Consider the following 13,198-nt stretch of genomic DNA (forward strand, 5'->3'; position numbering starts at 1 on the left):
GTATATTCATCGACTCGGCGTATCAGATCCGAATACTTTTTCTTGTTGTTCTTCATTGTTTTCTTTATTTTCCGATGATCTTAATGCTTGTTCACCGTTCGTTTCAAAATCGCTTTTCATTTGTCTGTTTTCTCGTAGTAACGACCGCAATTCACGTTTCATCGACAGGTAGCGAACAGAGCCTGCAGCACCAACGGTAAGTGCACCTAACATCGCAGAACCAAGGATCACTAACACTAGAGGCCATTGTGCCGTCCCAAACACATAGTCCACTCCCACAGGCTCAACGTTAATCACTGCAAATACAGCAACAATTATTGCAAAAAACAGGACAATGATTAAACTCCATTCTCTTTTCAAAATTCGCTCATCCTTTCGTATCACTTTTATACTCTTTTTCCCAATTATCACTTGACTTGAAACATCAATGCTTTCTTAACCTTGTATAAACGAAAAACCTGAGTGGAAATACTTTGTTCCACTCAGGCTTTCTCAATTTTTATGCTTCTGATGTGTTTGAGCTTTTAACAGATTTGTTCTTCAGTTGTTTCCCCTTCCACACTAACCAAAGCTGGGAAGCGATAAACAGAGATGAATACGTTCCTGCTACAAGTCCCACCAATAAAGCGAATGAGAAATTGCTGATTGCTTCACTTCCGAAAATCATCAACGCTGCAGCGGCAAAAATGACAGTCAGAACAGTGTTCACCGATCGAGCGAACGTTTGAACGAGACTGATGTTTACGACATTGGCAAGATCGGAGAAGGTCTTGACCTTCGCATACTTCATGTTTTCCCGAATCCGGTCAAACGTAACAATCGTATCGTTAATTGAATAACCGACTATCGTCAGGACGGCTGCAATGAACGTCAGATCAACCTCCATTTGGAGCAGGCTGAACACGGCGGTGATGAAAAAGGCATCATGCAACAAGGCTATGACAGCTGCAAGACCCATCATCCACTCAAAGCGGATCGCAACATAAATGATGATACCGATTGAAGCAATCGCAATCGCATACATCGCATTTTTCGCAAGCTCAACACCAACGGTCGGACTGACCGTACTGACACCAGGTTCACTACCATATTCCTTTTTGAAGAAGGATTTTATCTTACTGATTTCTCCTTGTGATAGAACGTCTACGTAGCGAGCGACTGCAATGTTTTCCGCATCACCTGAAATCACAACTTCGTCCGTTTCGTGACCTAGCGATTTCAGCTGATCTTTTATCTTATCCTCATCAAGAGCATGTTCGGCTGTAATTTGAACCCTCGATCCAGCGACAAAATCGATTCCAAGGTTCAGATTGAAGACAAGCAATGAAATTATCCCTAATCCAATCAATATGGAAGATAAGGTAAAGAATTTCTTTCGATGTTCTACAAAGTTAACCTTTTTAAATCGTGAATTACTTATATCAAGACGTTCAAAATCATCAAGGTCTTTGATTTGGCTTTCTTTTACTCCAAAAAGTCTCGGTTTCTTGTTCAGCACTCTACTATTTACGAGCAATCCGAGAAAGATCCTTGTCCCATAAACAGCAGTGAGGAAGCTCGCAAGAATACTGATGATCAACACGAGTGCAAACCCTTGGACAGAGCTTGTACCAAAAATGAACAAGACGGTTGCAGCCAAAATCGTCGTAATATTCGCATCAAAAATCGTCGAGAAGGAATGCTTATTCCCTGCTTTAAATGCAGACATGACGGACTTTCCAGACTTCAGTTCCTCTTGTATCCGTTCATAGGTGATGATGTTGGCGTCAACCGCCATACCGACCCCGAGAATAAGTGCAGCGATTCCTGGCAGAGTCAATACACCATTCATCCAATCGAACACGACAAGAATCAAATAGATATAGAACGACAATGTAACGACAGCGACGATCCCAGGAATACGGTAAAAGAAAATCATGTATAAGAAGATCAACGCGATACCGATTACACCAGCAAGCATTGTGGTTTCAAGGGATTGCTGACCGAACTTCGCTCCCACCGATGTTGAATAAATTTCTTTTAATTTTACTGGTAGAGAACCTGCATTAAGTAGATCGACAAGATTCTGTGCTTCGTCGATCGTTTCCATACCATCGATGGTTGCTGTATCAGAATGTATAGGGTACCTTACGGCAGGAGCAGAAATGTACTTGGGATCACCTGGTGCATCCCCTTCTTTCTTAAACTCTTCCTCGAAAGAATCTCCCTTTTCATAGTCCAGCCAGATCACTAAGCGATTCGTTGGTTCAGGCATTTGACTGATATCAGTCGTGATGTTGCCGAATTTATCCCCGTCCTTCAATTTCAACGATACAAGTGGTCTGTTCGCTTTATCGAAAATTACTTTTGCTCCACCTTCTTTAAGGTCCGCGCCTTTTAACCGAACTTTATCATTAACATCACGGAACGTTAGTTCTGCCTGTGTTGATAACAGTTCCCGAGCTTGGTTCTGATCTTCGACACCAGCAAGCTGGACACGAATCCTGTCATCCCCTTCAATTTGGATGTTCGGTTCCGATACGCCTAAAACATCCACCCTTTCTCTGAGTGCACTGACGGTACTATTCAATAAATCCTTGGTGATTTCCTGACCCTCTTCAGCAGGAATGACTTCGTATAAAACTTCAAATCCACCCTGTAAATCAAGGCCAAGTTTAATTCTGTTTGCGACATCCTGAGTTGTAACCCCCATCAAACCAGCAAACATTACTACTAGTAAGAAAAAGGCTACAATCCGTCCTCTTTTAACCATATGTATATTTTCCTCCCCTAAGTTGACAATCTGGTTGGATCTAATACTACTCATTTGAAATCCCTATATTATGTATGATTTATCCATCCTATTATATCCATCCGCATGTCCAAGTGTCAATTTCACTCAAGCTTTAGAATCAAGCGGAAACCAGCTGTCATTCGTAACTGCTTGTACTGTCAGCCAATTCATGAAATCCTGTGTTGATAATGTTAAAACACTGTTGACAACTTGGTGAAGCATCCATTCCTCGTCTCGTCTCTTCTTCGCCCGTGAGACGATACATTTCCAAATTTCTTCATCAGTAACACTCTCATAACCCATAAAATGAAGCTCTTCCTTCTTACTCTTTATTGCAGGTCCAACTTCTTTCTTCCATTCGTCAAGTGGTTTTGCAACAGACATCATCCGTCTCCCCTTTACTCGTTTTAATCGCGTAATGTATTTCATGCACTGAGAAATTCTGTTTTCAACATCCATTCCATTTCTCTGTATATACTTGTCATGCTTGGCCTACTCGATTGCATATACATATGAGTAAAACAGGTCTTGCACGATCGAGAAGGCAGGGGCAATTATGTCAAAACAAACCTTTATACAAGGCACAATGATTTTAATACTTGCTGGCTTGATTACAAAAGTACTCGGGTTCATCAATCGAATTGTCGTTGCTCGCATAATGGGGCAAGAAGGAGTAGGGCTGTATATGATGGCTGTCCCTACATTGATCTTGACCATCACACTTACCAGACTTGGATTACCTGTTGCGATCTCAAAAATGGTTGCAGAGGCTGAAGCAGAACGAAATCCGCAAAAAATCAAGCAGATCCTTATCGTTTCATTGACGATAACCGGTGTGCTCAGCATTATATTTACGACTGCTATGATTATGCTTGCTCCCATTTTATCACAAAATCTCTTAACTGACTCAAGAAGTTATTACCCGTTGATTGCAATAGCGCCGGTCGTACCGATCATTGCATTATCATCCGTAATTCGAGGGTACTTCCAAGGTCGGCAAAACATGAGACCGTCTGCTTATTCCCAGGTGATTGAACAAATTGTCCGAATTACACTTGTTGCCATCCTGACAGGAGCTCTTTTACCATACGGAGTCCAATTTGCAGCTGCAGGAGCAATGATTTCCGTCGTTATCGGTGAGTTGGCTTCACTGTTGTATATGTTTTCAATATTTAAAATGCAAAAGCGGATTCGGGTAAGGCGAGGGTTTTTTGCCTACTTATCAAAAGGAAGAGATACCTTTAACCAGTTGTTAAGAATTTCATTGCCGACGACAGCTAGTCAATTGGTCGGATCGATTTCCTATTTTTTCGAGCCGATTGTTATCACCATGAGTCTTGCAATAGCAGGTGTTACTACCGTTATGGCCACATCGCAGTATGGGGCATTGGCCGGTTTTGTCATTCCATTTTTAACGTTACCGATGTTCATCACGTATTCTTTATCGGTTTCGCTCGTCCCTGCGATCAGTGAGGCTGCTGCTCAGAAAAAACACCACTTGATAGAGCGTCGTTTAAATCAGGCACTTCGCATCTCTATGCTTTCTGGAGGGATTTCAGTTGTAATTACGTATGTTCTCGCAGTTCCGTTAATGGACTTGATGTATGATGCTCCTGAGGTTGCACGTTACGTAAAGGTGATGGCGCCGTTTTTCTTCTTTTTATATTTCCAGAGTCCACTGCAAGCTGTTCTTCAGGCGTTAGACCTTGCCAAAGCGGCAATGATGAACAGCATTATCGGCGCAGTCGTGAAAATCATTGCGATTTTTGCTCTTGCAACTCGACCGGAACTTGGAATCATGGGGGCTGCACTTGCTATTGTAATTAATGTGGTTCTCGTTACGATGCTCCATTTTGCCACAATCGTCAAGGTAATCAGTTATACTGTTGTTGTGAAGGATTATTTGAAAGGCATTTTTACGATTGGTGCTACCGGTTTAACAGTAGCATGGTTTTATTCGCAATTGAATGGATCGCTTCTTCTGAACACTCTATATTCAATAATATTTGCAGTTGTGATCTATCTCGTATTGATCATCACCCTGAATTTACTGAAAAAAGAGGATGTCCATTTCATCCCCATATTAAATAAGCTGATTAAATAACCAAATAAAAAAGCTGACCTAATGTGTGGAGATTTTTTACTCCACCAAGTAAGTCAGCCTTTTTAATCCGAATCGTCTTTCGTATCGATGAAAAAAATTCCTCCTGGTTCCAGTGAACATAATGAGATTTTTTTCAAATCACGAAAGCCGAGTCTTTTCAGCTCTTGTCGTAACCAAAGTTCTGTTTTGTTGATTCTTTTTAAATGATCATCTTGAATCTTTCCATCAAGGATCAACGGCAAAGGAAATTGCCCCTGTTCCTCTTCCTCTTCTTTTTTCTCCATCACCGAAAGCTTTCCGGACGGCTCAAGTATCGCAAATTCAACATCGGACACTTTACTGACTCCATTTTCCCGCAATTGGATAAGAAGATCATCGAAGTTATAACGTTGCTTCTTCATTTCTTTTTCATCAATTTTACCTCGGTCGATAATTACTGATGGTTTTCCATCAATGATTTCCCGTAGCTTATCACTTTTTAAGGAAATATAGGCAAAAATGATTTGTACCGTCAGCAATGCACCGATTCCCAATAACGATTGGAGCATCGGTTTTTCTGGATTTTCAATCGAAATGACTGCCAGCTCAGCAATCATAATCGATACGACAAAATCAATAATCGATAATTGACCGATTTCTCGTTTCCCCATTAAACGGAATACGATGATGATCAGAAAATAGATGAATATGGTCCGAAACAATATTAACCCGTATTCCATAAATGTCTTCTCCTTTCGATCCACGTAAAAGAAAAGTATAGATGCAACCCGAAGAAAATCTGCATCATATGAGCTGAACTATCCCATACTTTCTTTAATAGTCTGACCGACTGCAGAGAAGATATGAACTGACCTAAATGGTAATATTTTTAGAAATAAGCAAGTAAATAACGTAACAAGATATAAATGGTTGCGATGACAAGTGAAACGATCACAACTGGAAAACCAATCAACAAAAATTGAATGAAGCTGAATGATTGCTTTGATTTCATTGCCATGCCTGCAACAATTACATTAGCCGATGCACCGATCAATGTCGCATTTCCACCTAAACAAGCTCCGAGAGCAAGAGACCACCATAACGGATCCAAATTTTGCATACCATATTCCTCAAATTCCATTATGACGGGAATCATCGCAGCTACAAATGGAATGTTATCAATAAAACCTGAAAGCAATCCGGAACCCCATAAAATGATTATCGCCGTTTTCGGTAAATCCCCTTCTGTTAACAATAAAATCGAGCGTGCCATTTCATCGATGATTCCTACCTTAATCAATCCACCTACAAGTATAAACAATCCGATAAAGAAGAAAAGTGTTATCCACTCAATGGAACGAAACACTTCCTCAATTTCTTGCTCATTTGACGTGATTAGAAGTAAAAGTAATGCACCTGACATTGCGACCGTCGTGATATCAAGGTGAAGAATGGTATGTAATAAAAATCCAAGTATTGTAAGAGACAAGACTGAAACGGATTTATACAATAAAGGTCCCTTCTTCAAAAACGAATTCGGGTCAAGCTTCAACAATTCATTTCTACGTTCCTGGGAGATGTACAACGACCTCCGATAAAACAGGACGACTCCACTCATTATTACGATAAAAATAATTAATACAACAGGACCTAAGTGAAAAAGAAAATCATTAAAATCCAAATGCTCTACGGCTTGCCCAATCATTATATTCGGTGGATCACCAATCAGCGTTGCAGTACCACCGATATTAGCAAATAAGATGGCGCTTATTAAATAAGGCATGCTCGTCACATGTAAGAGGCTAGTTAACGTCAAAATGATCGGAACAAGTAATAATACGGTTGTTACGTTATCCAACAAAGCCGATCCAATTGCAGTGATCGTCGACAATACGACGAGCAATGGGATTGGTCTTCCTTTTACCTTTTGAGCAAGCTTTATCGCTATATATTCAAAAACCCCGTTTTGACTCGTAATCGAAACGAGAATCATCATTGAAAAAAGCAAGGCGATCGTATTCCAATCGACATGCTCAAAAAAGGCTTGTTCAACCTGTAAAATTCCTAGAATCAGCATAACGACAGCGCCGCAGCATGCAACGAGCGCTCGGTTGATTTTTTCTGTCATGATCCCTATATAACTAATGATAAAAATAAGAGAAGCCATCGTTACATCCACGTTTTCCATCCTCTACTTGTCCGTTTTATACATGTTATGTGACTGATGGTCCAAACATGTTTGACTTCTAATTTGTCCAAGTCGTGAATAAGTTGTACTAATAAAGCCTGTATAAAGGGGTGGAAGTATGTCCAAACGAATGGTCTCTGCAATGGGGTTTGGTGTCGTGGTCGTTATTGCGATCATTATGGTCAGTAGCTTCTTGCTATCACTTTTATTGCGATTTACAAGCTTAAATCAACAATCAATCACCTGGGTTATTCTCGGGCTAGCTGTTCTAGCTTTGTTCATCGGCGGATTGGTTTCAGGAAAGAAAGGCAAGGAAAAAGGATGGTTATCAGGAGCGGGGACTGGGTTGCTCTTTTCTGTTCTGGTTTTTCTTGTGCAGTACCTAGGTTACCAAGTACAGTTTGATGCTGAACAGTACTTATACCACATTGGTTATCTTGTCGTCTCGGCACTCGGTGGAATGATGGGAGTCAATCTGTCAAGTAATCGTTCACAATCATTTAAGTAAATAATATTGAAAAAGAAAGGGGGGAACTCAAAAGTCCCCCCCTTTCTTTTTTGTTCATTAATCGTTATCTACAACTTCACGAATAGCAGAACGATCGTATGTAAGTTTCGTTCCATCACCTGCTCGTAGAACAACAGTATTCTTCTCTTCATCCAAAGCTTCGATTGTTCCGTGGAAACCACCAATCGTAATAATACGATTTCCTTTTTCTAAACTCGACTGCATTTGAGCGGTCTTCTTTTGACGCTTTTGCTGCGGTCGGATCAGGATAAAGTAAAAAATTACAAACATAAATACAATCGAAAGTAATCCTGTGTATTCCATTTCTCTTTCACCCCTTTCAGTTCATATATATGTATTAAGAAAAACATCCTTACTTAGAAGTTTTTTGCATTCGGCTTATTGAACCCATAAACCTCAAAAAACTCGTTACGGAAGTCAAGCAATCGATCATCTCGAATCGCCTGTCTTACCCGCTCCATCAATTTTAACAGAAAATAAAGATTATGGTAAGTCGTAAGTCGGAAACCGAATGTTTCGCTGGTTTTTACTAAATGCCGGATATAGGCACGTGAGTAATTACGGCATGTATAACAATCACAATGTTCATCGAGCGGCCGGAAATCGCGGCTATATTTTGCATTTCGTACAACAAGTCTACCTTCACTTGTCATACATGTACCGTTGCGGGCAATCCGCGTCGGCAGAACACAATCAAACATATCAATTCCACGGATCGCACCGTCAATCAACGAATCAGGCGAGCCAACACCCATCAAATAACGTGGTTTTTGTGCAGGCAGCCAAGGTGCCGTGAATTCAAGCACCCTATTCATGACGTCTTTCGGTTCTCCAACAGACAGTCCTCCGATTGCATACCCGGGGAAATCAAGAGAAACAAGATCCTGTGCACTTTGTTTACGCAATTCTTCGTATTCTCCACCTTGGACAATTCCGAATAACCCTTGGTCATCCGGTCGTTGATGAGCTTGTAAACATCGTTCAGCCCAACGACTTGTCCGCTCTACTGATTGTTTCATATAATCGTGTTCAGCAGGATAAGGAGGACATTCATCAAACGCCATCATAATATCAGACCCTAACGCATTTTGGATCTCCATCGCTCCTTCAGGTGTCAGGAACAGCTTTTCCCCACTCAAGTGGTTACGAAAATGCACACCTTCTTCGGTGATCTTCCGAAGGTCACTTAAGCTGAAAACCTGAAATCCTCCTGAATCCGTTAAAATCGAGCCCTTCCAGTTCATAAAAGAATGAAGCCCTCCAGCCTCTTTTACAATCTCATGACCCGGTCTTAGCCAAAGGTGATACGTATTACTAAGGATGATCCCTGCACCCATTTCAGTCAATTCTTCCGGGCTCATCGTCTTTACCGTTGCTAATGTACCGACCGGCATGAAAGCAGGCGTATCAAAAGAGCCATGTGGTGTATGGACTTTTCCAAGCCTCGCACCTGATTGCTTACACGTTTTAATCAATTCGTATTTGATCGCACTCATTGTTGTCGGGTACTCCCTTCAAGGATCAGCATCGCATCCCCAAAACTGAAAAAGCGGTATTCTGATCGTACAGCTTCCTCGTAAGCATTTAAAATCAATTCTTTACCAGCCAATGCGCTGACAAGCATGATCAAGGTAGACTGAGGAAGATGAAAGTTTGTTATCAGTCCGTCGATCCCTTTAAATGTATAGCCTGGAAATATGAAGATATCTGTCCACCCTGAGCTTTCTTCAAATTCTTCTGGATGTTGTTGTGCGACAGATTCAAGCGTTCTAGCTGAAGTTGTACCGACTGCAATTACTCTTCCACCCTCTTCACGAACCTGATTTAACAAATTCGCAGTTCCTTTTGAAATCTGGTAATACTCGCCGTGCATTTGATGTTCTTCAATCGTGTCTGCTGTTACGGGGCGGAACGTTCCGAGTCCAACATGTAAGGTAATGAATGCAACATGGACACCTTTATCTTGTATTTTCTTCAAAACCTCATCAGTAAAATGTAGACCGGCGGTAGGCGCTGCGACAGAACCGGTATGTTTTGAAAACACTGTTTGATAGCGTTCACGATCATCTAATTTTTCTCGGATATAAGGTGGCAAGGGCATTTCACCTAATTGTTCCAAAACTTCATAAAAGGATGGTCCTTCAAAGGTAAAAACAAGCTCCCTTTCACCCTGGCTCCCTTCGCTTGCACACTCCGCTTTAAGTTTGCCATCTCCAAAGGTGATGATTGTGCCTTCTTTTACACGCTTTGCGGGTTTGACAAGCGTCTTCCATCGATTTTGTTTTTCCTCTTTTAAAAGAAGCACCTCTATCTTAGCTCCGGTTTCAACTTTCACTCCATATAGTCTTGCAGGCAAAACACGAGTATCGTTCAATACAAGGCAATCACCGGGATTCAAATATTGGATTACCTGTTCAAATGAAGAATGTTGAATGTCGTTTGCCTTTGGATCGACAATCATCATTCGAGACTTTGTACGATCCTCTAATGGTGTTTGTGCAATTAAATGCTCTGGTAAGTTAAAATCAAATTCACTGACTTTCATTTACTAATTCACCTTTAATCTGTTAGTGTGTGTTCAAAAAGTAGACCAATCAGAAATTCCTTAAAAGAAATTCGACTACATGGGTTTCGTCGTACGCCTGCGGTTACTCGGCGCAAAATAGCACAGAAGTATACAAATCCGTGGCCTTGTAACAACGTCGAACTGATTCACATCGTGTGAACCCAAGGCACGACAGTTTTAAGGAAGGCTACTAACTCGAAAACATCATTGCTCGATTGCACCGAGGAAGCCTTAAACCAAGGTTAACCTTGGTTGACGCAGGTGCAGGGGCTCTTGGTTACTTTTGAACTTCCTTTATATCTATTTTCTTATCGGAAACGACTTATAATATAAAAAACAAGTGACAGTACAATACTCACTACAATCGATGTGACTATCGGAAAATAAAAAGTCGTATTCCCCTTTTTAAAAACAATATCTCCTGGTAGTTTTCCGATAAAACTCCCTATGACCCCTATTATTATGAAAACGATTCCGATGACAATAAAAATCTTGAACATTTCCATTACCGTTTTGGTACCTCCAAGTTAAAATGCCGGTACACTAGATCAGTAACCATCCGTCCTCGAGGTGTTCGCTGAATAAATCCGATTTGCAATAAATAGGGTTCATAGACATCTTCAAGGGTTTGAGGTTCTTCGCCAATCGTAGCAGCAATCGTATGCAGACCAACAGGACCACCATTATAGATCTCAATGATCCCTTTTAACAATTTATAGTCAATATTATCTAATCCTAAACGGTCGACCTGGAGCCTTTCCAATGCTTCGACTGCAATTTCCTTCCCTATCACACCGTCTCCCTGTACTTGAGCAAAATCACGGACCCGCTTCAACAGTCGGTTGACGATCCTAGGAGTTCCCCTAGCGCGTCGGGCAAGCTCCTCTGCAGCCTCAGGTGTGACCTCAACCTCGAAGAATTCACCTGTTCGGACAACGATTTCAGTCAAATCGTCCAACTCATAATATTCCAACCGGCTAAGAACGCCAAATCGGTCTCTTAACGGGGCAGACAATAAACCTGCACGTGTTGTTGCTCCAACAAGTGTGAACGGAGGTAAATCAAGCCTGACTGAGCGGGCTGTTTCACCTTTTCCTATCACAATATCTAAACAAAAGTCTTCCATGGCTGGATACAATACTTCCTCGACCGACCGATGCAAACGATGGATTTCGTCGATGAAAAGAACGTCGCCTGCTTCAAGTGCGGTCAAAATCGCAGCGAGATCTCCCGGACGTTCAATCGCAGGGCCGCTGGTAGTTCGAATGTTAACTCCCATTTCATTCGCAATTATACAAGAAAGTGTCGTTTTCCCTAGACCAGGAGGACCGTATAATAAAACATGATCTAGTGGTTCACTTCTAAGTTTTGCAGCCTGAATAAATACATTCAGGTTTTGCTTTACTCTATCTTGCCCTATATATTGTTGAAGAAACTGAGGGCGTAAACTGAATTCGAGACTCTCATCTTCTCGGTTCAATTCATTCGATAAAATTCGGTCATCCATTTATATACACCCCACTCTCAATTCAATAATAATTGAAGGGCCTTTTTTATGTATTGATCGGTCGAAAGCTGTTTTTCTGATTCAAGCTTCGGGAGGATTTTTTTAATTTCCTTTTGCCCGTATCCAAGTGCGACAAGTGCTTCCACGGCATCATCAATACCTTCCTGAGGAATATCAGGCGGGTGTGGAATGTCTACTTCCGCTGATGTCCAATTCTCCAACTTACCCTTAAGATCTAAAATAATCTGTCTTGCAGTCTTCTTGCCGACTCCTGGAAAGCGCGTAAGGAATTTTTCGTCTTCAGTTTCAATTGCTTGAGCGACCTGTATTGGTACGCCTGAAGCAAGAATCGCAAGTGCACCTTTTGGGCCAATCCCTGATACTTGGATCAACTTCATAAACAAATCACGTTCGTCGATATTTTCAAAGCCGTAGAGAGCCAAAATATCTTCTCTTACATGCTGATATGTAAAAATCGTTTCAATATCCCCGATTCTCTGTTGATAGACAAAGGGGTTTGGACAGTTTATTTTATAGCCGATCATATTACATTCAAGTACAATATGATCAGTATGGATGTATTTCAGTTTGCCAGTGATATAGTCGATCAATGTTACAGTCTCCCCTTAATCAAGTTTAAAAAGGTGGCGAATCAGAAGCAAGAAGTTCAAGGCACGACAGTTTTGAGGACCGGAATGTATGATGTTAATACATGAGGACCGGAAAAACCGAGTAACGAAGAAATTCGCCGTTTATTATTCGATAACTTTTTAAACATCCTACAAAATACGAACGTTTTTTCCTATCTTACAATTGTAGCACACACCTGATTGGAAAGTCGAAATAAAAAAGAGTGCCTTAGGGTGAACAATTTCCTAAGGCACTACTCTCTGGATGGCATCGATTGCTTAATTGATTGCGTAAGGTTTATATTGATTAAGTACTGCTTTATAGTTTTGTTTTGAACGAACCGGAATTCCTTGTTCAAGTTTTTGAATCAAACTACTTTCCAACTTTTTTACATCGACCTGATAAAAAGATTGGATTATTTCTGATTGGACAGGACTTCCGTTAAAAATCGTCAAAATACCATCTTCAGTAAGACCAAAATATCCGTTGACCTTTGATAATGGGGAAATGTCATCGACCTTCTGTTCAAAAATCACTCTTTCTAAATTCTGATCGACTAATTGCCAATCTTCATAAGACGACCAGAAGTCCTCCATAGACCAAATGGTTTCATAGATGACATCTACACTCCGTTCTCCATCAAGAAAATTCCGTTGTAAATGTACTTCAACGGTTAAAGGTCCTGTAACTGGATACGCTTCATCCGATTTTTGTACTTGGGGAGTATTATTAGCTTTAAATTTTCCCTCATAAGTATGAAAGAGAAATACATAACAAGCCCCAAGTAAAACTACTAGTAACGGAAACAGCCAGGTCGATTTCACACGAAAGAGTCCCACCTAACTACCACCTCACTTCATCCACAATTATGTGGAATTTGTAATAATTTACAGTGGTAGTGTTTCCGGATTAAGAAATATTA

At 40.9% G+C, this 13,198-nt stretch carries 14 protein-coding genes; 2 read left to right on the forward strand and 12 right to left on the reverse strand.

Annotation, left to right across the window (positions count from 1 at the left end):
• Window positions 1-6: 6 nt before the first annotated feature.
• The 3 genes from MOJ78_RS14455 to MOJ78_RS14465 form a co-directional block, all read right to left on the reverse strand.
• Window positions 7-360: a LapA family protein gene (locus MOJ78_RS14455; protein ID WP_304978041.1), complete on the reverse strand. Its 354-nt coding sequence runs from the start codon at window positions 358-360 to the stop codon at window positions 7-9.
• Window positions 361-499: 139 nt separating this feature from the next.
• Complete coding sequence (secDF, locus tag MOJ78_RS14460; protein ID WP_304978042.1) at window positions 500-2,752, reverse strand: protein translocase subunit SecDF; 2,253 nt, start codon at window positions 2,750-2,752, stop codon at window positions 500-502.
• 126 nt (window positions 2,753-2,878) lie between these two features.
• A complete protein-coding gene (locus MOJ78_RS14465) occupies window positions 2,879-3,157 on the reverse strand; it encodes a post-transcriptional regulator (protein WP_304978043.1) in 279 nt (92 codons plus the stop codon).
• Between the two features lie 172 nt (window positions 3,158-3,329).
• Here MOJ78_RS14465 and spoVB point away from each other — a divergent pair, with 172 nt between their 5' ends.
• Window positions 3,330-4,877: a stage V sporulation protein B gene (gene spoVB, locus MOJ78_RS14470; protein ID WP_304978044.1), complete on the forward strand. Its 1,548-nt coding sequence runs from the start codon at window positions 3,330-3,332 to the stop codon at window positions 4,875-4,877.
• Window positions 4,878-4,939: 62 nt separating this feature from the next.
• On the opposite strand, the gene MOJ78_RS14475 is transcribed toward spoVB, so the two are convergent.
• Window positions 4,940-5,596, reverse strand: a complete 657-nt coding sequence (locus tag MOJ78_RS14475; RefSeq protein WP_304978045.1) for a DUF421 domain-containing protein — start codon at window positions 5,594-5,596, stop codon at window positions 4,940-4,942.
• Window positions 5,597-5,745: 149 nt separating this feature from the next.
• Window positions 5,746-7,035 (reverse strand): ArsB/NhaD family transporter, encoded by a 1,290-nt coding sequence (locus tag MOJ78_RS14480; protein ID WP_304978046.1) that lies wholly within the window; start codon window positions 7,033-7,035, stop codon window positions 5,746-5,748.
• Between the two features lie 127 nt (window positions 7,036-7,162).
• Between MOJ78_RS14480 and MOJ78_RS14485 the strand changes: the two genes are divergently transcribed.
• Window positions 7,163-7,552 (forward strand): TIGR04086 family membrane protein, encoded by a 390-nt coding sequence (locus MOJ78_RS14485; protein ID WP_304978047.1) that lies wholly within the window; start codon window positions 7,163-7,165, stop codon window positions 7,550-7,552.
• Window positions 7,553-7,609: 57 nt separating this feature from the next.
• Here the strand turns inward: MOJ78_RS14485 and yajC are convergent, their stop codons facing one another.
• The 7 genes from yajC to MOJ78_RS14520 form a co-directional block, all read right to left on the reverse strand.
• On the reverse strand, window positions 7,610-7,876 hold the full coding sequence (gene yajC, locus MOJ78_RS14490) for a preprotein translocase subunit YajC (protein ID WP_304978048.1): 267 nt from the start codon (window positions 7,874-7,876) through the stop codon (window positions 7,610-7,612).
• A 53-nt stretch (window positions 7,877-7,929) separates the two neighbouring features.
• Window positions 7,930-9,069 (reverse strand): tRNA guanosine(34) transglycosylase Tgt, encoded by a 1,140-nt coding sequence (gene tgt, locus MOJ78_RS14495; protein WP_304978049.1) that lies wholly within the window; start codon window positions 9,067-9,069, stop codon window positions 7,930-7,932.
• The gene (gene queA / locus MOJ78_RS14500; protein WP_304978050.1) at window positions 9,066-10,118 is read right to left on the reverse strand and encodes a tRNA preQ1(34) S-adenosylmethionine ribosyltransferase-isomerase QueA; all 1,053 of its coding nucleotides are present in this window, start codon (window positions 10,116-10,118) and stop codon (window positions 9,066-9,068) included. Before queA ends, tgt begins: the two co-directional genes overlap by 4 nt.
• A gap of 329 nt (window positions 10,119-10,447) precedes the next feature.
• Entirely contained in the window at window positions 10,448-10,639 is a 192-nt protein-coding gene (locus MOJ78_RS14505) for a DUF2905 domain-containing protein (RefSeq protein ID WP_304981269.1), read from the reverse strand.
• 5 nt (window positions 10,640-10,644) lie between these two features.
• Window positions 10,645-11,646: a Holliday junction branch migration DNA helicase RuvB gene (ruvB, locus tag MOJ78_RS14510; RefSeq protein WP_304978051.1), complete on the reverse strand. Its 1,002-nt coding sequence runs from the start codon at window positions 11,644-11,646 to the stop codon at window positions 10,645-10,647.
• 17 nt (window positions 11,647-11,663) lie between these two features.
• The gene (ruvA, locus tag MOJ78_RS14515) at window positions 11,664-12,257 is read right to left on the reverse strand and encodes a Holliday junction branch migration protein RuvA (protein WP_304978052.1); all 594 of its coding nucleotides are present in this window, start codon (window positions 12,255-12,257) and stop codon (window positions 11,664-11,666) included.
• A gap of 297 nt (window positions 12,258-12,554) precedes the next feature.
• On the reverse strand, window positions 12,555-13,115 hold the full coding sequence (locus MOJ78_RS14520) for a BofC C-terminal domain-containing protein (protein WP_304978053.1): 561 nt from the start codon (window positions 13,113-13,115) through the stop codon (window positions 12,555-12,557).
• Between the last annotated feature and the right edge of the window lie 83 nt (window positions 13,116-13,198).

The organism is Alkalihalobacillus sp. AL-G, from assembly GCF_030643805.1.
Taxonomy (GTDB): Bacteria; Bacillota; Bacilli; order Bacillales; family Fictibacillaceae; genus Pseudalkalibacillus.